The organism is Mesorhizobium sp. M0664 (assembly GCF_040320565.1).
Taxonomy (GTDB): Bacteria; Pseudomonadota; Alphaproteobacteria; order Rhizobiales; family Rhizobiaceae; genus Mesorhizobium.
The window spans coordinates 140,924-162,500 of the sequence record NZ_JAMYPW010000006.1; the positions used below are offsets into that span (position 1 = coordinate 140,924).

Here is a 21,577-nt window from a genome sequence, read left to right on the forward strand (position 1 = left end):
CGCGAACGGGCGACGGGACGGTGCGATGAAATTTCTCTGGGACTCGGCGCTTGGCCTTCTGGTTGTCACCGGTGGACTGCTCGGCCTGACGCTGCCGTTCGGCAAGATCGCGACGGCGGCCGGCGTGGCCGCCATGGTCTGGGCCTTCGTCATCTCGCTTGGTGCCGGCGGCGTGCTTTTGTGCGCATTGCTGCTCAACGGGAAGCGCATGCGGCTTACGCCGCACAGGCTGCGCTATTTCTTCGTCACCGCGGCCGTCTCATATGCAATCCCCAATCTGCTGATGTTTTCAGCCATTCCGCATCTGGGCGCCGGCTACAGCGGCATCATGTTCACGCTGTCGCCGGTCGTCACGCTGGTGTTCTCGATGCTGCTCGGCGTCAGGCGCCCGACCATGCTGGGCATCGTCGGCATAGTCGTCGGTTTCGTCGGCGCAGTCATGGTGGCGGTGACGCGCGGCGAAGCGGGCCAGCCGGCCGAATTTTTCTGGGTTGCGATGGGCCTGCTCATCCCGGTCAGCCTCGCCGCCGGCAACATTTACCGTACCGTCGACTGGCCCGAAGGCACCGGCCCGATCGAGCTCGCCGTCGGCAGCCACCTGGCAGCAGCCTTGATGCTGTTTGCCGGCATTCTGGTCCTGCTTGGCGGCAATGCATTCGGCTCGCTCGGCGGCGTGCCGCTGGTCGCAGCGGCACAGGTGGCATCAGCCTCGGCGATGTTCGCCTTCTTCTTCCGCCTGCAAGCGGTCGGCGGCCCGGTCTATCTCAGCCAGATCGGCTATGTCGCGGCGGCGGTCGGGCTGTTTGCCGGGACCCTCTTCCTCGGCGAGCGCTATCAACTGCTGACCTGGGCCGGTGCCGTCATCATCACCGCCGGCGTGTTCATCACCACCAAGGCGCAAAGCCAGAGGCCATAGAGGCCAGAAGGCGTAAGCTTCAGACGGATGCCTTCTCCGCCAGCACCATGTAGTTGACGTCCATGTCCTTCGAGCGCTGCCAGCGGTCGGCGAGCGGGTTGTAGGTGACGCCGGTGCGGTCGATGACGGTCAGGCCGGCGCCGGCAAGCGCCTTTTCCAGTTCCTCGGGGCGCACCAGCTTGCCGAACTGGTGGGTGCCGCGTGGCAGCCAACGCAGCACATATTCGGCGCCGATGATGGCCAGCCCCAGGGCCTTCAGCGTGCGGTTGATGGTGGCGACGAACATGATGCCGCCGGGCTTTACCATCTCGCCGCATTTGGCCAGGAACAGATCGACATCGGCGACATGCTCGACCACTTCCATGTTGAGGATGACGTCGAATTTTTCGCCGGCATCGGCAAGGTCTTCCGCGGTCGTGGCGCGATAATCCACGCTCACGCCGACTTCCGCCGCATGCAGCTTGGCCACTTCGATGTTGGTGGCGGAGGCATCGGCGCCGACCACTTCGGCGCCAAGCCGCGCCATCGGCTCGCACAAGAGCCCGCCGCCGCAGCCGATGTCAAGGAAGCGCAGGCCTTCGAACGGCCGTGCCGCACGCGGATCGCGGCCGAAGCGGGCCGCCACCTGGTCGCGGATATAGGCAAGCCGGATCGGGTTGAACTTGTGCAACGGGCGGAACTTGCCGTTCGGGTTCCACCATTCGGCGGCAAGGGCGGAAAAGCGTTCCACCTCTCCGGCATCGATCGTCGATCGTCGGGGCTCAGGCATGGCGTGGTCTCCTCGGACGCTAGGAAGTCGGGCGCGAGGCTGCGAATGTCAAGGCGCGAAATTCACCGCCGGCGGTGCGATGCGCGCGATGCCTTCCGGCGCCGCCTTTTGCCGGCTGCATTTGTGTCAGCACGTGTCAGTTGATGGTGTGCCGGAAGGAAACGCCTAGGCTTTGGCGGACGAAGCAGAGACATCGGGTTCGGAGGAGTGCGCAATGATGCGAGCGGTTGCTTCCATTCTTTGGCGCCGGCTTGACCAGGAAGGCCACGACGCTTGCCTTCTGTCGGAAGCGAGTTCCGGGTGGAACCTCAGGGGACACGCGCTTTTCGTCCAGGACGGCGAGCCGTGCAGCATCGCCTACGAGGCGGACTGCGACGCCGATTGGCATACACGATCGGCGCGCGCCGACGGCTTTTTCGGCACGCAACAGCTGCATTACAGGATCGACCGGCTGACCGAGCGCCAATGGACGCTGAACGGCGAGCATCAAGCGGAAGTCGACGGTCTCATCGATGTCGATCTCGGCTTCACGCCCGCCACAAACCTTTTGGCGCTTCGCCGCTTTGCCCTCGATGTCGGTATGGCGACGCCCGCGCCGGCAGCCTATCTGACATTTCCCGAACTCAGGCTCGTTCGCCTCGAGCAAACCTATCAGCGCGTCGATGCTGCACATTACGCCTATGCCGCCCCGATGTTCGGCTACCACGAGACACTGGAGGTCTCGCCGCTCGGTTTCGTCCTCGACTATCCGCGCCTGTGGCAGGCCATCGTGCGGACGGGCTGAACCGCCCGCGTTGGGAGTGCAGCTGGCCGGTGTGGCTTAACGGCAAATTTACGATATTGGCGGTTTCTTAACGTTGGGTCAGTGTTTGGCATTTAGATTGCTGTCCGAGTAGGGGCAGCCCGGTGCGCATAAGAACCCAGATAGTCGCGACATTGTTCAGCGCCGTGGCCTTGATCGGCCTGGTCGGCGGCGTTGCGATCGTCTCGCAGATATCGCTGACCAAATCCGTGGCGCTGGCCGAGGCGACAAGCGTCGCACGGCAGCTGGCCGAAACTATTGCCTTCAGGGCGTCGGACGCGCCGCGTTCATTATTCGAGAGACCCGATGGGCTCCGCGAATTCGTGACTTTGCAGCACGGCCGCTCGAAACGCGATCTCGTCATCGTAGACAAAAACAAGGTTATTTTCGCCGACGTTCCGGGAGAAGAGCAAAATATCGGCACGACGTTCGACTACGATCCCGGCAATGAAATCGCCCGGACGATTGACGACGGCGTGCCGCGCAACTTCGTCGAGGCCAGTGCCGACGTGGCCGATCCGATTGACCTGGTTGCGGTGCCGATCGAGGATGCACCCGGCAAGATCGTCGGCGCCGTCCTGTTCGAGTATACGCCGCTGCTGCGTGCCGCGCAGCAGCGCACGAACGATATGCTGTGGCTTGTGGGCCTGTGTACCGCGGCAGCCGTGCTGATCGCGGCGGCCTCCGCCTTCCTGTTGTTGCGAGGCTTCAGTAAAGGCCTTGCTGGTCTCAACCGCGGCATCGAATCGCTGGCGCGCGGCGACGCCGGGGCCCGTATCGGCCGCACCTCCGATGACGAGTTCGGACAGTTGGCGCAAGGGTTCGACACTATGGCCTCCGAAATCGAAGCCTCGCGCGCTCAACTTGTCGATCAGAAGGCCTACATCGAAGACATCGTCCAGACCGTTGCCGAAGGCATCGCCGTCATCGACGGCAAGGGTCAGGTCGTGTCCGTCAATCCGGCGGCAGCCGAGATCATCGGGCGGCGCAGCGACAAGGTCGTGGGGCAGGACTGGCAGTCGGCCCTGGATATCAGGGGGCCGTCGGGAGACAAGCCCGCGTCGGGAACATCTCCGGTCGAACTGGCCATGACCACCGGCCGCCGCCACCAGAATGAGGTGAGGCTGGCAAAGCCGGATGGGACCTCCTTGCCCGTGGTCGTCAGCTGCAATCCGCTCAACCGCGCCGATGGCGGCATCGTGCTGACGCTCAGCGACATCAGCGACCTGCGCAGTGCCGAGCGGGCGGTGCACGACCGTGCCGAAGAACTGGCGAGGCTCAATCGTGAACTGAAAGAGACATCGGAGGCCACGACCCGCCTGGTCAAGCTCGGCGAACTGCTTCAGGCCTGCGTCACTTTTCACGAGGCATTTTCCGTCGTCGGCTCCGCCATGCCTGATTTCTTCGGCGGATTGAGCGGAACCGTTCATCTGACCAGTGCGTCGCGCAACCTGGTGGAGGAGATGGCGCATTGGGGCACCATCCGGTCGAGCGTCGGCCAGTTCGGACCGGAAGATTGTTGGGCGCTGCGGCGCGGCCAGGAGCACGTCGCCGGTCCAGGCATGCTGACGCCGCGCTGCAACCACATCACCGAAAATGGCGGCCGCGGTTATGTCTGTATGCCTCTAGCAGCGCAGGGAGAGACACTTGGCATCCTGCATCTGTGCGAGCCGAATGCCGTTGACAAGCCGGAGTGGCTTGCCGAACGGCAGCAGATACTGCGTGGCGTCGTCGATACGCTGGCGTTGGCGCTTGCCAATCTGCGCCTGCGCGAGACGTTGCGGCAGCAGTCGATCCGGGATCCCAACACCGGGCTCTACAATCGCCGCTACCTTGAGGAGACCAGCAGCCGCGAGCTCAGGCGCCTGGAACGTGCCGAGCAGCCGCTGACGTTGATCATGCTCGACGTCGATCATTTCAAGCAGTTCAACGATACGTTCGGCCATGAAGCTGGGGATCTCGTCCTCAAGCAGGTGGCCGCCACGCTGGTCGACCATGTCAGGGAAAGCGACGTGGTTTCGCGCTACGGCGGCGAGGAATTTGCCTTGATGATGCCGGGAACGTCACTGGCCGATGGCGCCGATCGCGCCGAAGCTCTGCGAAAGGCGATCAAGCAGCTGCATGTCACGCATCGCGGCCGCACGCTCGGCACCATCACCGCGTCGTTCGGGGTCGCCGCCTTCCCGGAGCTCGGCGCCTCATGGGCGGAGATCGTCAATGCCGCGGATCGCGCTTTGTATCAGGCAAAGGCTGAGGGCCGTGACCGCGTCATCGCCGGAGCGGGTCTCGCCCGTGTCGAGCAGCAAAAGCCAAAACTCACCAAGAGCGTGGCTTGAAATCTGGTTGATGGACGGGGCAAGGCGACGGAATCCTCACCGCCTTGCGAAACCGCTATCATTTGGCTAAGGAGGCCGCGCATTGAGCGCCCGGCCACAGCTTGGCGCATTTTTCCGCTTTTCGGCCTCCGGTCCGGCATCCAGTCAAAGGCATTTCGCTTCTATGGCGCGCATCGTGATGAAATTCGGCGGAACCTCCGTCGCCGACATCGCCCGCATCCGCAATGTGGCGCGTCATGTCAAACGCGAGGTCGACGCCGGCCATGAGGTCGCCGTCGTGGTCTCGGCGATGTCCGGCAAGACCAACGAGCTCGTGCAATGGACGCGCGAGGCCTCGCCGATGCACGATGCGCGCGAATATGACGCCGTGGTCGCGTCCGGCGAGCAGGTCACCGCCGGCTTGCTGGCGATCGCCCTGCAGAATATCGGCGTGCATGCCCGCTCCTGGCAAGGCTGGCAGATCCCGATCAAGACCGACAACGCGCATGGCGCGGCGCGCATTCTCGATATCGACGGCGGATTCCTGATCAAGCGCTTCGGCGAAGGCCAGGTGGCGGTGGTCGCCGGTTTCCAAGGCATCGGGCCGGACAACCGGATCGCAACGCTCGGCCGCGGCGGTTCCGATACCAGCGCTGTCGCCATCGCGGCAGCGGTCAAGGCCGACCGCTGCGACATCTACACCGACGTCGACGGGGTCTATACGACCGATCCGCGCATCGAGCCGAAAGCGCGGCGGCTGGCCAAGATTTCGTTCGAGGAAATGCTCGAAATGGCCTCGCTGGGGGCCAAGGTCCTGCAGGTACGCTCGGTCGAGCTTGCCATGGTGCACAGGGTGCGTACTTTCGTGCGGTCGTCCTTCGACGATCCCGATGCACCCGGAATGGGGGATTTGCTCAATCCGCCGGGAACGCTTATTTGCGACGAGGAAGAGATCGTGGAACAGCAGGTCGTCACCGGAATTGCCTATGCCAAGGACGAGGCGCAGATTTCGCTGCGCCGCGTCGGCGACCGGCCGGGCGTCGCCGCCGGCATTTTCGGGCCGCTGGCCGAGGCCAATATCAACGTCGACATGATCGTCCAGAACATTTCCGAGGACGGCAAGTTCACCGACATGACCTTCACCGTGCCATCCGGCGACGTCGACAAGGCGCTCGCCGTGCTCGAGCGGCTGAAGGCGACGATCGGCTACGACGTGGTGCAGTCGGAAGCCGGCATGTCGAAGGTCTCGGTAATCGGCATCGGCATGCGCAGCCATGCCGGCGTCGCCGCTACCGCCTTCAAGGCGCTGGCCGACCGCGCGATCAACATCCGCGCCATCACGACGTCCGAAATCAAGATTTCGATCCTGATCGACGGTCCCTATACGGAACTAGCAGTTCGCACTTTGCATTCCGTGTACGGTCTGGATAAGCAGTAGCAGACTGCATCGGCCCGAAAATCGGAATCGATTTTCGGAAGGCAGGATGCAGCGGATCGAAAATCTTGGAGCGGTCTTTATGCGTCCAATTGGACGACAGCGCTCTAATTGAGTTGTTGCGTTTGTGCCGCTGTGCAGGGCAACCTGCACCGGTTGAAATGCTATTGGAGGAAGAAGCCGCGATGCGTGATTCGGCCAGTGGCCCGCGCGTTTTGCTGAAACGGCTCCGCGAGCTCATGCAAGAGCCGCTGGAGCCGCAGGAGCGGCTTGACCGAATCGTGCGCGATATCGCCTCCAACATGGTTGCCGAGGTCTGCTCGCTCTATGTGCTGCGCGCCGATTCGGTGCTCGAACTCTACGCCACCGAAGGCCTGAACCCGAACGCCGTCCACCTGGCGCAGCTCAGGCTGGGCCAAGGCCTGGTCGGCACGATCGCGGCCTCGGCGCGGCCGCTCAACCTCTCCAACGCGCAGGAGCATCCTGCCTTCGCCTACCTGCCGGAGACAGGGGAAGAAATCTATAATTCCTTCCTCGGCGTGCCGGTGCTGCGGGCAGGGCGGACACTCGGCGTCCTGGTCGTGCAGAACAAGACCATGCGCCATTATCGCGACGACGAGGTCGAGGCGCTGGAAACAACGGCGATGGTGATCGCCGAGATGATCGCCACCGGCGATCTGGAGCGGCTGACAAGGCCCGGCCTCGAGCTCGATCTGCGCCGCCCGGTAAGCTTTACCGGCCTGTCCTTCAACGAAGGCGTCGGTCTCGGCCATGTGGTGCTGCACGAGCCGCGCATCGTCGTCACCAATCTTTTCAACGAGGACAGCGAGGAAGAGGTCAGGCGGCTCGACGCGTCGCTCGGCTCGCTCAGGCTCTCCATCGACGACATGCTGGAGCGCCGCGACGTCGCCTTCGAGGGCGAGCATCGCCAGGTGCTCGAAGCCTATCGCATGTTCGCCAACGACCGCGGCTGGGTGCGCCGGCTCGAGGAGGCGATCCGCAACGGCCTGACGGCCGAAGCGGCGGTCGAAAAGGTGCAGAGCGACATGCGTGCCCGCATGCTGCACATGACCGATCCGTATCTGCGCGAACGGATGAGCGATTTCGACGATCTCGCCAATCGGCTGCTGCGGCAGCTGATGGGGCGCGGACCGGAGGACGTCGCGGCCTCGCTGCCCAAGGACGCCATCATCGTCGCCCGCTCGATGGGTGCTGCGGAGCTGCTCGATTATCCCAGGGACAAGCTGCGCGGGCTGGTGCTGGAGGACGGCGCCGCGACCAGCCATGTCGTCATCGTGGCGCGGGCCATGGGCATACCGGTCGCCGGCCAGATGAAGGGCGCCGTTTCCATGGCGGAAAACGGCGATGCCATCATCGTCGACGGCGAGGAAGGCGCGATCCATCTGCGCCCGCAGCCCGACCTCGAGGCGGCCTATGCCGAGAAAGTGCGTTTCCGGGCGCGCCGGCAGGAGGTCTACCGCGAGCTGCGCAAGAAGCCGTCGGTGACCAAGGACGGTGTCCAGGTCGACCTTCTGATGAATGCCGGGCTGGCGGTCGACCTGCCGCAACTGGCCGAAGCGGGCGCGGCCGGCATCGGCCTGTTCCGCACCGAGCTGCAATTCATGGTCGCCTCGACCTTTCCGCGCGCGGAAGCCCAGGAGCGCTTGTACCGTGACGTGCTCGAGGCGGCGCGCGACAAGCCGGTGACGTTCCGCACCATCGATATTGGCGGCGACAAGGTGCTGCCCTATTTCAAGGGCTCGATCCAGGAGGAAAATCCGGCTCTCGGCTGGCGGGCCATCCGCCTGACGCTCGACCGGCCAGGATTGCTGCGCACCCAGATCCGCGCGCTGCTCAAGGCGTGCGGCGGACGCGAACTGAAACTGATGCTGCCAATGGTGACGGAACTCGGCGAGATCGCGCAGGCGCGCGAGATCATCGACCGCGAGGTCCGGCATCTGTCGCGCTTTGCCCATCATTTGCCGACCAGCCTCAAGGTGGGGGCGATGCTGGAGGTGCCGTCGCTGCTGTTCCAGCTCGACGAACTGATGAAGGCGGTCGATTTCGTCTCGGTCGGCTCGAACGACCTGTTCCAGTTCGTCATGGCGGTGGACCGCGGCAACACCCAATTGTCCGACCGCTTCGACCCGCTGTCGACGCCGTTCCTGCGTGTTTTGAAGCAAATTGCCGATGCCGGGGCTCGCAACCAGACGCCGGTGACCTTGTGCGGCGAACTTGCCGGCAAGCCGATCTCGGCGATGGCGCTGATCGGCCTTGGCTACCGCTCGATCTCGATGTCGCCGGCATCGATCGGCCCGGTCAAGGCGATGCTGACGGAACTGCCGCTCAGCGAGTTGGAAGCGTTCTTCGACGACAATCTGATGGCGCCGGCGCATGGCCTGCCGATGCGGGCGCTGCTGCAAGCCTTTGCCGACGACCGCTCTATACCGCTATAGACTTCGCCATGATCAACCTGCCCCGCGACCGTATGGATCAAGTCGTCAAGCGTTTCGACATGCTCGAAGCGCAGATGTCGGCCGGGCCAGCGCCGGACGCCTATGTCAGGATGGCCTCCGAATATGCCGACATCCAGGAGATGGTGGCAAAGATCAGGGCGCTGCGCGCCGCCGAGCACGAACAGGGCGATCTGGAGGCGATGCTCGCCGACAAGGGCACCGACGCCGAGATGCGGGCCTTGGCTGAGGCCGACCTGCCAGGGGTCAAGCATCACATCGAGGCGCTGCAGAAGGACATCCAAATCCTGCTGTTGCCCAAGGATGCCGCCGACGACAAGAACGCCATCCTCGAGATCCGCGCCGGCACCGGCGGCGACGAGGCGGCGCTTTTCGCCGGCGACCTGTTTCGCATGTACGAGCGCTATGCCGCGGCGCATGGCTGGCGTTTCGAGACGGTGTCGGCCAGCGAGGGTGAGGTCGGCGGCTACAAGGAAATCATCGCCACCGTTTCGGGCAAGGGCGTCTTTGCCCATCTGAAGTTCGAATCCGGCGTGCACCGGGTGCAGCGCGTGCCGACGACCGAGGCGGGCGGACGCATTCATACCTCGGCGGCGACGGTCGCGGTGCTGCCGGAAGCCGAAGAGGTCGACATCGACATCAGGGCCGAAGACATCCGTATCGACACGATGCGCGCCTCGGGTTCCGGCGGCCAGCACGTCAACACCACCGATTCGGCCGTGCGCATCACCCATCTGCCGACCGGCATCATGGTGGTGCAGGCGGAAAAGTCGCAGCACCAGAACCGGGCGAAGGCCATGCAGATCCTACGCGCCAGGCTCTACGACCTCGAGCGCAGCAAGGCGGACGAGGAACGTTCCGAATCGCGCAAGTCGCAGGTCGGCTCGGGCGACCGCTCGGAACGCATCCGCACCTATAATTTTCCGCAGGGTCGCGTCACCGATCATCGTATCAACCTGACGCTCTATAAGCTCGACCGGGTGATGATGGGCGAACTCGACGAGATCATCGACGCGCTGATCGCCGATCACCAGTCGAAGCTGCTCGCCGATATCGGCATCGATGGCTGACAGCCTGCCCGCCACGCTGGCGCCGCTGCTGCGGGAGGCGCGAAACCGGCTCACCGCAGCCGGGATCGCGGATCCGGCGCTCGATGCCAGGCTGATCGTCGAGCATTTTTCCGGCACCAGTCGCACGCAGGCCATCGCCGATCCCGGGCGCGCTGTCGATACGGACGTGACGGCGGTAATCGAAGCCGCCTTGCGGCGGCGCATCGCCGGCGAGCCGGTACACCGAATCCTTGGCTACCGCGAATTCTACGGCTTGCGCCTTTCGCTTTCGCCGCAAACGCTGGAGCCGCGGCCGGATACCGAAACGCTGGTCGAGGCTATACTGCCCTTCGTCAAGGCAATGGCGGCACGCGAGGGCTGCTGCCGCATCCTCGATCTAGGGACCGGTACCGGTGCCATCGCGCTGGCGCTGCTCAGCGCCGTTCCGGCCGCGACCGCCACCGGCGTTGACATTTCGCAGGAGGCGCTGGCCACAGCCATGCGTAATGCCGGGGAATTGGGGCTCGCCGGCCGGTTCACGCCGCTCAAATCCGACTGGTTTGAAAAAGTTTCTGGCCGGTACCATGTAATTGTCGCAAACCCTCCCTATATACCCTCAGACGACATTGGAAATCTGCAGGACGAGGTCCGCGGTTTCGATCCACGCCAGGCCCTCGATGGCGGTGTGGACGGTCTGAGCCCCTACAGGAAGATCGCCGCGGGAGCGGCAGCGTATTTGGAAGTCCAAGGCAGGATTGCGGTCGAGATCGGCCATACGCAGCACCAACAGGTTACGGAGATATTCTCCGCGGCCGGGTACCGTTCGGTCGGGGTGTTTCGTGATCTCGGCGGAAACGACAGAGTTCTTGTGTTCGAACGGTGAAAGCCGTGATGCAGTGCGAAAAAAGCGCTTGGCAATACCGGGGAATGCGGCTAGGGTCGCCTTAACCGGATGAGACGAAGCAGGCAGTGCTCTTAGCGATTCGGTTTTCCTTGGAAATAGCTGCCTTCTTGCGCAAACGACGCCCAAGCTTCGTGCGGGAATCGTCCGGCAAGTGAAGTAACCGGAACAGGATGGCACGTGGCGCCAACGCAATTGATGCGGGCGAACGCCGGTGAAGGAACGAAACGGCTGGCCGCATGAGCGCCTCCGTTCGTGAAGAGTTTTTCGAAAATTTCAAAGTGAAGAGAGTCTAATGAGGCCACAACAGCAAAACAGGCGCATGCGCGGTCGCAACAACAATGGCGGCGGCGGCAACAACAATAACAACAACAACCGTAAGGGGCCTAATCCCCTGACGCGCAACTACGAGAGCAACGGCCCGGACGTGAAGATCCGCGGATCGGCTCAGCAGATTGCCGAGAAGTACGCAACCCTTGCCCGTGACGCGCAAAGCTCCGGCGACCGGGTGATGGCGGAAAACTATCTCCAGCATGCAGAGCACTATAACCGCATCATCGCAGCCGCTCAGGCGCAGATGCCGATCCAGAACGCGCAGCAGAATCGCGATGATTTCGACGATGACGGCGACGAGGATCGCGACGAGTTCGACAATGCCGGCAACAACAATGCCAACGAGACGTCGGGTTCGGCGGCCAATCACGGTGCCGGCCCGCAGCCGGTCATCGATGGCACGCCGGCCGAGCTGGCTCTGAACCAGGAAAACAGCCGCGACAATCGGGGCGGCCGCGACAACCGTGACGGCCGCGACAACAATGGCGGACGCCACCGCGACCGTCGCCCCAATGGCGGTTACGGCCAGAACGGCCAGCGCGGCGAGTATGGCGCGCGCGGCGAGCAGGGTGGCCAGCGCGCCGAACAGCCACGGCGCGACGAGACGCCGGCGCAGGCGGAGCCCGTGCCGGCCGCTGGGCCGGTCTTTGTGAGCGAGCCCGCACCGCAATTCGACAACCTTTCGCCGGCGGGTCTCGCCGCCCAGGCCGAGCTCAACGAAGCCGCGGCCGAAAACAGCCCGGCCCGCCGCCCCAGGCGTCCGCGTCGCCCGCGCCTCGATGTCGAACAGGCAAATGGCGGCAACGACAACGCCGGCCCTGACAGTGCCGAGACTGGCAGTGCCGAGACAAGCAGTGCCGAGACAAGCAATGCCGAGACTGGCAATACCGACGCTGGCAATGTCGATGCAGCGCCGGCTGAAGGCCCCGGCGGTCAAGCTGTGATCGCAGACGTCGAGAATTGATCGGAAAAACGTTCAGTCGATCTTAGCGCATCCTTTACCCCAGGCGGCGGAGAGAAATCTCCGCCGTTTTTGCTTTGCGCGCTCGGAATATTATGCATTCGCCAGTGTCGAGGCGTCTTGAGGGTCCGTGGTTTGCGTCCCATATCTTGCGTGAACAGGATCCGGCTCGAACGGGCGGGTCCGTCACCGCAATCTGATCCGGTGCCGCGAAGCGGGCCGGTGACGGAAGGAGACAGGCATGAATCTTGAAAAATATTCCGAGCGCGTGCGCGGCTTTATCCAGTCCGCACAAACCATGGCGCTTTCCCGCAATCACCAGCAATTCACCCCCGAGCATATCCTCAAGGTCCTTGTCGATGACGACGAGGGCCTGGCTGCGTCGCTGATCGAGCGCGCCGGCGGCAATGTCCGTGACGTCAAGCTCGGCGTCGAAACGGCACTGGAGGCAATGCCCAAGGTCGAGGGCGGCAATGGCCAGCTCTATCTGGCGCAGCCGCTGGCAAAGGTGTTTTCGACCGCCGAGGAACTGGCCAAGAAGGCCAGTGACAGCTTCGTTACCGTCGAACGGCTATTGCAGGCGCTGGCCATGGAAAAATCGGCCAAGACCGCCGACATCCTGTCCAAGGCGGGTGTCACGCCGCAGGCGCTGAACCAGGTCATCAACGACGTACGCAAAGGTCGCACTGCCGATTCGGCGAGCGCCGAGCAGGGCTACGACGCGCTGAAGAAATACGCGCGCGACCTGACGGCGGACGCCCGCGCGGGCAAGCTCGATCCGGTCATCGGCCGCGACGACGAAATCCGCCGCACCATCCAGGTGCTGTCGCGCCGCACCAAGAACAACCCAGTGCTGATCGGCGAACCCGGCGTCGGCAAGACGGCGATCGCCGAAGGGCTGGCGCTGCGCATCGTCAATGGCGATGTGCCGGAATCGCTCAAGGACAAGCAGCTGATGGCCCTCGACATGGGGTCGCTGATCGCCGGCGCCAAATACCGCGGCGAGTTCGAGGAGCGGCTGAAGGCGGTGCTTTCCGAAGTCACGTCTGCCGCCGGCGGCATCATTCTGTTCATCGACGAGATGCACACGCTTGTCGGTGCCGGCAAGGCGGATGGCGCCATGGACGCGTCGAATCTGCTGAAGCCGGCGCTCGCCCGCGGCGAACTGCATTGTGTCGGCGCAACCACGCTCGACGAATACCGCAAGCATGTCGAGAAGGATGCGGCCCTTGCCCGCCGCTTCCAGCCGGTCTTCGTCAATGAGCCGACGGTCGAAGACACTGTCTCGATCCTGCGCGGCCTGAAAGAGAAATACGAGCAGCACCACAAGGTGCGCATCTCGGATTCGGCACTGGTCGCGGCCGCAACCCTGTCCAACCGCTACATCGCTGACCGCTTCCTGCCGGACAAGGCGATCGACCTGGTCGACGAGGCCGCGTCGCGGCTCCGCATGCAGGTCGATTCGAAGCCCGAGGCGCTGGACGAGATCGACCGCCGCATCATGCAGCTCAAGATCGAGCGCGAGGCGCTGAAGGTCGAGAAGGACGATGCCTCGAAGGACCGGCTCGCGCGGCTCGAGAAGGAACTCTCGAACCTCGAGGAGGAATCGACCGAGCTGACCTCGAAATGGCAGGCCGAGAAGCAGAAGCTCGGGCTTGCCGCCGACCTCAAGAAACAGCTCGACGAGGCGCGCAACGAACTTGCCATCGCCCAGCGCCAGGGTGAATTCCAGCGCGCCGGCGAACTTGCTTACGGCAAGATCCCGGAACTCGAAAAGCAGCTGAAGCAGGCCGAAGCCAGGGATGGCAAGGCCGGCATGGTCGAAGAAGTGGTTGGCCCCGATCACGTCGCCCATATCGTCTCGCGCTGGACGGGCATCCCGGTCGACAAGATGCTGGAAGGCGAGCGCGACAAGCTGTTGCGCATGGAAGACGAGATCGGCAGGCGCGTCGTCGGCCAGGGCGAGGCGGTGCAGGCAGTGTCGAAAGCCGTGCGCCGTGCGCGCGCCGGCCTGCAGGACCCGAACCGGCCGCTCGGCTCGTTCATGTTCCTCGGACCGACGGGCGTCGGCAAGACCGAATTGACCAAGGCGCTGGCCAGCTTCCTGTTCGACGACGAGAGCGCCATGGTGCGTATCGACATGTCGGAGTTCATGGAGAAGCACTCGGTCGCCCGGCTGATCGGCGCGCCTCCCGGCTATGTCGGCTATGAGGAAGGCGGCGCGCTGACCGAAGCGGTGCGGCGCCGGCCCTATCAGGTCGTGCTGTTCGACGAGATCGAGAAGGCGCATCCTGATGTCTTCAACGTGCTGCTGCAGGTGCTCGACGACGGCCGGCTGACCGATGGGCAGGGCCGCACGGTCGACTTCCGCAACACGCTGATCATCATGACGTCCAATCTCGGCGGCGAATATCTGGTCAATCTCGGCGAGGACCAGGATGTCGACGTCGTGCGCGACGAGGTGATGAATGTCGTCAGGGCTTCGTTCCGGCCGGAATTCCTCAACCGCATCGACGAGGTGATCCTGTTCCACCGGCTGCGCCGCCAGGATATGGGCCAGATCGTCCAAATCCAGCTCAAGCGGCTGGAAAACCTGCTTGTTGACCGCAAGATATCGCTTTCGCTCGATCAGGAGGCGATCGACTGGCTGGCGGCCAAGGGTTACGACCCGGCCTATGGCGCGCGGCCGCTGAAGCGGGTGATGCAGAAGGAATTGCAGGACCCCCTGGCGGAAAAGATCCTGCTCGGCGAGATCCTCGACGGCTCAACCGTCAAGGTCACCGCTGGCTCCGACCGCTTGAACTTCCGCTCGAAGCCCGCGGTCGTGGCAACCGAGGCGGCCGCCTGAGCTCAAGCCAAGGACCTGTTCCATCCCGATCGAATCGGGATGGAATTCCTATCTTCAATCTCGACCATGATCCTTTCCGAAAAACCGGCATACCCTTTTGTTACGCCGGCCTTCGGTTCATGGTCCAACATCACTGGCGGGGCGCAGATGACGCTGGACGACTATAACAGCTTCTGCGCCTCGCTGCCTTCGGCGACCCATGTCGTGCAGTGGGGCGGCGCCCATGTCTGGAAGGTCGGCGGCAAGGTCTTCGCGATCGGCGGCTGGAGTGAGGGCAAGGAGCCGTTCGTTACCTTCAAATGCTCCGACATCGCCTATGACGTGCTGAGGGAGCAGCCGGGCCTTCGGCCCGCGCCCTATCTTGCCTCACGCGGCATGAAATGGATCCAGCGCCAGACCGGCGAAAGCATGGATGATGGCGCGCTGAAGGATTACCTGCGCGAAAGCCACCGTCTTGTCGTGCTGAAGCTGACGAAGCAGGCGCGCAAGGAATTGGGACTCGCTGCCGGTTAATCGGTCAGAAATCCGCCATCTTCATGCCCGGTTCATATTGGAACCTTATCGTTGGCAACTGATTTGCTGGCGAAGGGGTTCGCCTACCACATCGGCCCGAAATCGAGTTTTGATTTTCGCAAAGCACGATGCGGAGATTTAAAGCGTTAGAGCGTCCTTTGCGCGTCGAAAAAGACGCGCGGCGCTTTGAAGAGACAATGCCGGCGGCGGCAATTACGGACCGGAGAATTTGGCCATCATGTTGCGCACCATCTTCACCCTTTCAGCGCTTGCTGCCGGGCTGCTGGCGTCGAATGCGATGGCCTCGCCAATAGTGGATACCGCGCCACGGGTGGTTCGTGCCGCCAATGGCGGCGGCATTCTTGTCGCCCAGAACGGCAATCTCGACATCTATTACGACGCCAGGGGAAACCGCGTCATCGTCGATGCGGAGACCGGCAAGGTTATCGCCATCCAGCCGCCGCAGACCAGGCTCGACCGCCGTGCCTTGCGCCGCGAGCGCTTGCGCAATCTCGGACCGGTCGAGGACGACCGCTATTATCTCGACGACCCGCAGGACATGGCGCGCTACCGCCGCAGGCAGTTGGAAGACGAGGGCAGGATCATCGTGCCGCCGGCCGACGACTACGATCTTAATGGCGACAATTCGATGGAAGCCTTCCCCGAAGCGCCACGGGATGACGGCTACGGCAATGGTTATCCGGAGGCAAAGCCGCGCACCATCGAGCGCCAGCCGCTCAACGAGGCCTCGATCGAGCCGGTCGAGCCGACGGGGCCGAACGAGCAGGCGGCCTTACCGCCAGATACAGCCCCGCCGCCAAGCACTGGCGGCAAGACGGCGGTCGACCCGTCGCTTGCGCTCGGCGCCCGCGAGGACGTGGCGGCACTGCAGGTGCTGCTCGACCGTGCCGGTGCATCGCCCGGCGTCATCGACGGACGCTTCGGCTCGAATGTCGACAAGGCGCTCGCCGCCTATAATGAGATCACCGGCAGCAATCTGAAATCGACCGACGCAATCGGCATCCAGGCGGCCCTGGCGCAATCCGGCGGCGATGCCTTCGCCTCATATACGATCACGCCCGAGGATGCGGCCGGTCCCTATGTCGCCTCGATACCGGAGGACTACAGCCAAAAGGCCCAGCTCGATCGGATGGGCTACACGTCGGTACCCGAAGCGCTGGCCGAGCGCTTCCATATGGATGAAACCTATCTGAACAAGCTCAATCCGGACGCCAATTTCAATCGTCCGGGCACCATCATCAAGGTCGCCAATTTCGGCAGGCTGGTGGCGACGCCGGTGGCGCGCATCATCGCCGACAAGTCCAATAAGCAGGTCCGCGCCTATGATGCGGCGGGCAAGCTGGTCGCAGCCTATCCGGCGACTATCGGCTCGTCCGACACGCCGTCGCCGTCCGGCACGCATGCGGTGTCGCGTGTCGCATTGGACCCGAACTACACCTACAACCCGAACATCAATTTCAAGCAGGGCGAAAACGACAGGATCCTGACCATCCCGCCGGGGCCGAACGGCCCGGTCGGCTCGGTCTGGATTGCGCTGGACAAGCCGACCTACGGCATCCACGGCACGCCGGATCCGTCCAAGATCGGCAAGACCGAAAGCCATGGCTGCGTGCGGCTGACCAATTGGGACGCGCGCGAGCTTGCCAAGATCGTGACGCCCGGCGTTATCGTGGAGTTCGTCGATTAAAGCGCAACGCCCGCGCCCGGATCACCCGATGACCTTGCGCAGCAGTGGCGCGCGCGGCGCTGCGGCATAGATCAGCTGCACCACCAGGATGAAGCCGACGCTGAGCAACGGGCTGATCAGGCAAAGTGCAGCGCCGACGGCCCACAGGATCTGTGCCTTGACGATGCGCAGATAGACCGTTCGGGTGGTCTCCGCGTCGACACCTTCGGCCAGAAATCCGTTTTTGTCCGCGTAGCGCCAACTGGCGAGCAGCGTCAGTCCGAGCATCAAAAGATTGAACCAGTAGGCGAGCACCGCAGTCCTGAATTCGAGGAAGTCGGCGAGAAGGTCGGTCGAGAACGGCAGCAAGGCGATGAAGCCGAGGAAGCAGAGGTTCAGCGTGGCAAGCCGCCGGTCGGATTTTGCAATCAGCCCGTGTTGCGCCTGCTGGCCGAACCAGAAGATGGTCAGCGTCAGGAAGCTGAGCGCATAGGTCAGGAAGCGCGGCGCCAGTGCTGTGATCGCTGTGATCAACTCGCGTTCGGAATGCACCGTTTCATGCGCCGGCACCCTGATCTCGAGAACGATCAGGGTGAGCGCGATGGCGAACACGCCGTCGGTGATGCCGACGACGCGCCCGCGTCCTTCCGCCGAGGGTTCGAGCGGTCGTTTCATGCGGTATTTCCCCCTTGTCTGTAGCGCTGCGAGAAGCTTAGCACGGCACTTGCCGTTTGCACCCTGAGCGGCGTGATCCTGCCTGTGTGGCCAGTTTGGGCCTGGTTTCAACGAGAACAGCTTACTGGCCGGTTGTCGCCGGCGCGCCGGCGATCTAGGTAAGGCGGCATGCACACGCCAACCAAAGTCGGTACCGGCGCCGTTCCCCTGACCGGCTCACTTCCCGCCGATACGTTCTGTCCGCAGGCGCAGCGGCGGTTCGTGCTGATCGCCGCGATCCTGGCTTCTGCGCTCGGCTTCATCGACGGGTCGGTCCTGGCCATTGCGACGCCGGCGATCCGCGTCGACCTCGGCGCCAGCCTCGCCGAGGCACAATGGATTTCCAATGCCTACGCATTGACACTCTCAGCCCTCATTCTCGTCGGCGGCGCCGCCGGCGATCGCTTCGGCCTGCGCCACTCCTTCGTCGCCGGCATCGTCCTGTTCATTGCCGCCTCGCTTGCCTGCGCGCTGGCGCCTAACCCGGCGGTGCTTATTGCGTTTCGGGCTATCCAGGGTGTCGGAGCGGCCATCATGGTGCCGGGCAGCCTGGCCATTATCGCCAAAGCCTATCCGAAAAAGGAACGCGGCCGGGCGATCGGCATCTGGGCCGCAGCATCAGCACTGACGACGGCGCTCGGCCCGGTGCTGGGCGGCTTCGTGCTGTCGGCGTTCGGCGACGGCATCTGGCGGGCGATCTTCGCCATCAATCTGCCGCTCGGCCTTATCTCGGTCTATCTTCTGCTGGCCAAGGTCCCTGCCGACGCGCCGGCGGAAAAGCGCAGCCTCGATCTCGGCGGCGCTGCACTCGCCATAATGGCGTTCGGAGCTCTCGCTTACGGTCTGACCTCGATGAGCGGCGACGGGGAGGGGCTGATGTCCGGCCCGAGTATTGCCGCCGGTGCGGTTTTGCTCGTCGTGTTCATCGTCTTCGAGCGCCGGCGGCGCGAGCCGATGATCGATCTGTCGTTGTTTCGGATCGGCGCGTTCGCGGGCGCCAATGTGGCGACCTTCTTCCTTTATTTCGCGCTGTCGGCCAATCTGTTCTATCTGCCGATGCTCATGATCGCCGGATGGGGGCTGAGCGCGGCCGAGGTCGGTTTCATCTTCCTGCCGCTGTCGGCATTGATCGCAGTGTTGTCCGGACCAGTCGGCCAGTGGTCCGACCGCATCGGGCCTCGCTTTCCGATCGCCAGCGGCAGTCTGGTTGTGGCTCTTGCCTTTGCCGGACTTGCCTTGCTGGCCTATCGGGGCATCCACAATTTCTGGCTGGGGGTATTCCCGCTCTTGGCTCGTTGGGGGCGCGGAATGGCCCTGGTGGTCCCGCCGCTGGCGCCCGCCGTCAGCAGGGGGGTCGAGGACAAGGATACGGGTGCGGCCTCGGGCATCAACAACGCCGTCTCGCGCATCGGCGGCCTGATTGCCGTGGCGGCGATGGGATCGCTGGCGGCCTGGGTCTATGCTGGCGTGCTCGGCACCGCTGCCGGCTCCGGCATTCCGGGTTTCGGCGAACCGCCGCCAGCCGGCCTGGCGCCCGGCCTCGATGCGGCACGACTTGCCGCCAGCGACGCGGCATTCGCCGCCGTTGCCGCGGTGACCGCGCTGCTTTGCCTGTTTTCGGCAATCACCGCGTGGACGACGGTTTCCGGCGAGCGGCTGCCATGGGCGCGCGACACGGCGAATCAGCACGGCTGACGACGAAAAACGTCGGCTCAGCCTTCGATCTTGGCGCTCGCGACCTTCAACTGATTGCCGTCTTCCTGCTTGAGCAGGTCGTCGATGCGTTCGCGCTCGCGCTTGAAGGCGACGAGGTCGTCGCCCTTCAGCGTCTTGCCGACCGGTAGGCGGACGCGCATCGAATCGACCTTTGTGCCGTTGACGATCAGTTCGTAATGAAGATGCGGACCGGTGGAGAGGCCGGTTGAGCCGAGATAGCCGATAACCTGACCCTGGCGAACGCGAACTCCCGGCTCGATGTCTTTTGCAAAGGCGCTCTGGTGATTGTAGGACGTCTCGTAGCCATTGGCGTGACGCAAGATGATTTGCTTGCCATAGCCGCCGGCCCAGCCGGCTTTTTCGACGACGCCATTGCCTGCGGCAATGATCGGCGATCCCACGGGAGCTGCCCAGTCGGTGCCGGTGTGCATTTTCACATACCCCAAAATGGGGTGGCGCCTGGCACCGAACCCTGACGTAAATCGGCCATTGGGCAACGGATTGCGCAGCAGAAACTGCTCGGCGCTGCTACCATTTTCGTCGAAGTAGTCGGTGCTGCCGTCCTGCGTCTGGAAACGGTAGAAATTTCGCGTCGTGCCGCCGAAAGTCGCGGAGACGTAAAGCAGCTCGGATTCGTCAGACGCCTGGTCGTCGCCATCGGGCTGCGAGAACAGCACCTCGATGCGGTCCGTGGGATTGAGGCGCGACTGAAAGTCGACACCGGACGCCAGCAACTTGATCAGCCGTTGCGTCATCGCCTTGGACATGCCGTAGGAATAGGCGGTGCGGTAGATGCCGTCATAGATGTTCGGCAGATTGCCGCGCACTATGGGCGCAGGCGAATCGTCGAACGCCGTCAGCAATTCGGGATTTGGCTCCGGCTCCTGCGCCGGCACGTACTGGTCGTGGTCGTCGAGCGCGATGGTGACGATGTGCTGGGTCCTGTCGTACACGCTGGTGCGAACGATCTTGGCGGCGTCGCCATGGACCTCGAGCCCAACGCGCAGCACGGTTCCTGCCTTGAGGGCCGTCGCATTCAGCAATTTGGCGATCGCCTCGGCCATTCCGGTGGCATCCTCGCCGGTATAGCCCGAATCAGCGAAGGCCTCGGCAATGTCGAGATCCTTGGTGAAGGGGATGATTTCCTCGGCGAAAGCCGGCGCATGGTCGTCGATGGCGGCACGCGGCGACACCGAGACGTTTTCCGGGACGATCTTGACGTCATAGGAGCCAGCCATGCTTTCGGCGAAGCCGTCACCGAATCGCTGTGGGTCGACATAATGCAGCGAAGCGACCTGGACAGCGCCGTCGCTCAGATCGGTGCCGGCCTCGCGCACGACCTTTTCCACCTCGTCGGCAGAAAGGTCGCTCTTTTCGTCGAAGGCCGCCGTCTCGATCGGGAAATCGACGGTCTTCAAGCTCATCTCGCTTTCGACCTTGGCGCCATAGATCTGGCTGGCGGCGGCGCCTGCCGGCTGGGCAGCATTATCGTCGCCATTGCCAAACACCTGCATCGGGTCGAAAGGCGGATAGGCCCGGCTGGTCGTGTGACCGGCGGCAAGCGCCATCTTGATCTGCACGAAAGGCATGGTGTGGATGACATCGCGGTCGCCGACCTTGGTCACCATCGACACTTCCATGCGCCGGCGATCCTTGGCCTTGGCGATCTGGCGCAGCGCCACCAGCCTGGTCGTCTTGGCGATCTCACCGGAATCGTCGCCACTGGCAAGGCTGATCAGTTCGGCGATCTCGGGTGGCGTCGCCAACTGCTGGCGGCCGTCAAGCGCTGCAAACAGCGCCACGCCCATCAGCACGCTCGAGGTCACGCCGGTAAGGAAGGTGCCCGACAGCCAGCGCGCCGAAACCTCGCGCCGGTCGGGAGGGCCGCTGCGGCCGTCCGCGATCAGCGGCGGCTCGTTGCCGAGGTCGGCTATGACATCTTCCGTGTCTGGCATCCAGAAAGGCTGCTTCTTCCCCGGGGCGGAACGGCTTGTCGTTCTTGTTGTGGCCATGACATTTGCCTGTCACGGCGGGTGAAGTCAACGAAGCGCCTGGCCCCGGCCGAAATCCCCAATCACACGTCTGTCTCTATGGGTTCTCTTTAGTCTCTTATAGGAAGCGCCTGGGAGGCGCCGTTGGTCTCT

At 63.7% G+C, this 21,577-nt stretch carries 15 protein-coding genes; 12 read left to right on the plus strand and 3 right to left on the minus strand.

Annotated features, from left to right (window positions below):
* The first annotated feature begins 25 nt into the window (after positions 1 to 25).
* Positions 26 to 916 (plus strand): DMT family transporter, encoded by an 891-nt coding sequence (locus NKI39_RS10645; protein ID WP_352503215.1) that lies wholly within the window; start codon positions 26 to 28, stop codon positions 914 to 916.
* A 19-nt stretch (positions 917 to 935) separates the two neighbouring features.
* Here NKI39_RS10645 and ubiG read toward each other — a convergent pair whose 3' ends face one another.
* On the minus strand, positions 936 to 1,685 hold the full coding sequence (ubiG, locus tag NKI39_RS10650) for a bifunctional 2-polyprenyl-6-hydroxyphenol methylase/3-demethylubiquinol 3-O-methyltransferase UbiG (RefSeq protein ID WP_254816707.1): 750 nt from the start codon (positions 1,683 to 1,685) through the stop codon (positions 936 to 938).
* A 214-nt stretch (positions 1,686 to 1,899) separates the two neighbouring features.
* Here ubiG and NKI39_RS10655 point away from each other — a divergent pair, with 214 nt between their 5' ends.
* From NKI39_RS10655 to NKI39_RS10700, 10 genes are all read left to right on the plus strand, one after another.
* Positions 1,900 to 2,469 carry a putative glycolipid-binding domain-containing protein gene (locus NKI39_RS10655; protein ID WP_352542483.1) on the plus strand — a complete coding sequence of 190 codons (570 nt, stop codon included), beginning with the start codon at positions 1,900 to 1,902 and terminating at the stop codon, positions 2,467 to 2,469.
* A gap of 122 nt (positions 2,470 to 2,591) precedes the next feature.
* Positions 2,592 to 4,823, plus strand: coding sequence for a sensor domain-containing diguanylate cyclase (locus tag NKI39_RS10660; protein WP_352471316.1), 2,232 nt, complete (start codon positions 2,592 to 2,594; stop codon positions 4,821 to 4,823).
* 163 nt (positions 4,824 to 4,986) lie between these two features.
* A complete protein-coding gene (locus NKI39_RS10665) occupies positions 4,987 to 6,240 on the plus strand; it encodes an aspartate kinase (RefSeq protein WP_352471486.1) in 1,254 nt (417 codons plus the stop codon).
* Positions 6,241 to 6,422: 182 nt separating this feature from the next.
* Positions 6,423 to 8,693, plus strand: a complete 2,271-nt coding sequence (gene ptsP, locus NKI39_RS10670) for a phosphoenolpyruvate--protein phosphotransferase (protein ID WP_352453081.1) — start codon at positions 6,423 to 6,425, stop codon at positions 8,691 to 8,693.
* A gap of 8 nt (positions 8,694 to 8,701) precedes the next feature.
* Entirely contained in the window at positions 8,702 to 9,781 is a 1,080-nt protein-coding gene (gene prfA / locus NKI39_RS10675) for a peptide chain release factor 1 (protein ID WP_352491802.1), read from the plus strand.
* On the plus strand, positions 9,774 to 10,643 hold the full coding sequence (gene prmC / locus NKI39_RS10680) for a peptide chain release factor N(5)-glutamine methyltransferase (RefSeq protein WP_352491801.1): 870 nt from the start codon (positions 9,774 to 9,776) through the stop codon (positions 10,641 to 10,643). The genes prfA and prmC overlap by 8 nt, the downstream gene beginning before the upstream one ends.
* A 340-nt stretch (positions 10,644 to 10,983) precedes the next feature.
* Positions 10,984 to 11,958, plus strand: coding sequence for a DUF4167 domain-containing protein (locus tag NKI39_RS10685; RefSeq protein ID WP_352831722.1), 975 nt, complete (start codon positions 10,984 to 10,986; stop codon positions 11,956 to 11,958).
* A gap of 238 nt (positions 11,959 to 12,196) precedes the next feature.
* Positions 12,197 to 14,803, plus strand: coding sequence for an ATP-dependent chaperone ClpB (gene clpB, locus NKI39_RS10690; RefSeq protein WP_352831724.1), 2,607 nt, complete (start codon positions 12,197 to 12,199; stop codon positions 14,801 to 14,803).
* A gap of 147 nt (positions 14,804 to 14,950) precedes the next feature.
* A complete protein-coding gene (locus NKI39_RS10695) occupies positions 14,951 to 15,316 on the plus strand; it encodes an MmcQ/YjbR family DNA-binding protein (RefSeq protein WP_352456638.1) in 366 nt (121 codons plus the stop codon).
* Between the two features lie 238 nt (positions 15,317 to 15,554).
* Complete coding sequence (locus NKI39_RS10700; protein ID WP_352831726.1) at positions 15,555 to 17,024, plus strand: L,D-transpeptidase family protein; 1,470 nt, start codon at positions 15,555 to 15,557, stop codon at positions 17,022 to 17,024.
* A gap of 21 nt (positions 17,025 to 17,045) precedes the next feature.
* Here NKI39_RS10700 and NKI39_RS10705 read toward each other — a convergent pair whose 3' ends face one another.
* On the minus strand, positions 17,046 to 17,678 hold the full coding sequence (locus NKI39_RS10705) for a TMEM175 family protein (protein ID WP_352471308.1): 633 nt from the start codon (positions 17,676 to 17,678) through the stop codon (positions 17,046 to 17,048).
* Between the two features lie 168 nt (positions 17,679 to 17,846).
* Between NKI39_RS10705 and NKI39_RS10710 the strand changes: the two genes are divergently transcribed.
* The gene (locus tag NKI39_RS10710) at positions 17,847 to 19,412 is read left to right on the plus strand and encodes an MFS transporter (protein ID WP_352831728.1); all 1,566 of its coding nucleotides are present in this window, start codon (positions 17,847 to 17,849) and stop codon (positions 19,410 to 19,412) included.
* A gap of 17 nt (positions 19,413 to 19,429) precedes the next feature.
* On the opposite strand, the gene NKI39_RS10715 is transcribed toward NKI39_RS10710, so the two are convergent.
* Positions 19,430 to 21,388, minus strand: a complete 1,959-nt coding sequence (locus NKI39_RS10715; RefSeq protein ID WP_352831730.1) for a M23 family metallopeptidase — start codon at positions 21,386 to 21,388, stop codon at positions 19,430 to 19,432.
* Between the last annotated feature and the right edge of the window lie 189 nt (positions 21,389 to 21,577).

Coding starts and splice junctions, on each gene's coding strand:
- NKI39_RS10665 (WP_352471486.1), top strand. CDS start 4,987: ATGGCGCGCATCGTGATGAAATTCGGCGGAACCTCCGTCGCCGACATC.
- NKI39_RS10710 (WP_352831728.1), top strand. CDS start 17,847: ATGCACACGCCAACCAAAGTCGGTACCGGCGCCGTTCCCCTGACCGGC.
- ptsP (WP_352453081.1), top strand. CDS start 6,423: ATGCGTGATTCGGCCAGTGGCCCGCGCGTTTTGCTGAAACGGCTCCGC.
- NKI39_RS10715 (WP_352831730.1), bottom strand. CDS start 21,388: ATGCCAGACACGGAAGATGTCATAGCCGACCTCGGCAACGAGCCGCCG.
- NKI39_RS10655 (WP_352542483.1), top strand. CDS start 1,900: ATGATGCGAGCGGTTGCTTCCATTCTTTGGCGCCGGCTTGACCAGGAA.
- prfA (WP_352491802.1), top strand. CDS start 8,702: ATGATCAACCTGCCCCGCGACCGTATGGATCAAGTCGTCAAGCGTTTC.
- NKI39_RS10645 (WP_352503215.1), top strand. CDS start 26: ATGAAATTTCTCTGGGACTCGGCGCTTGGCCTTCTGGTTGTCACCGGT.
- NKI39_RS10705 (WP_352471308.1), bottom strand. CDS start 17,678: ATGAAACGACCGCTCGAACCCTCGGCGGAAGGACGCGGGCGCGTCGTC.
- NKI39_RS10695 (WP_352456638.1), top strand. CDS start 14,951: ATGACGCTGGACGACTATAACAGCTTCTGCGCCTCGCTGCCTTCGGCG.
- prmC (WP_352491801.1), top strand. CDS start 9,774: ATGGCTGACAGCCTGCCCGCCACGCTGGCGCCGCTGCTGCGGGAGGCG.
- clpB (WP_352831724.1), top strand. CDS start 12,197: ATGAATCTTGAAAAATATTCCGAGCGCGTGCGCGGCTTTATCCAGTCC.
- NKI39_RS10685 (WP_352831722.1), top strand. CDS start 10,984: ATGCGCGGTCGCAACAACAATGGCGGCGGCGGCAACAACAATAACAAC.
- ubiG (WP_254816707.1), bottom strand. CDS start 1,685: ATGCCTGAGCCCCGACGATCGACGATCGATGCCGGAGAGGTGGAACGC.
- NKI39_RS10700 (WP_352831726.1), top strand. CDS start 15,555: ATGTTGCGCACCATCTTCACCCTTTCAGCGCTTGCTGCCGGGCTGCTG.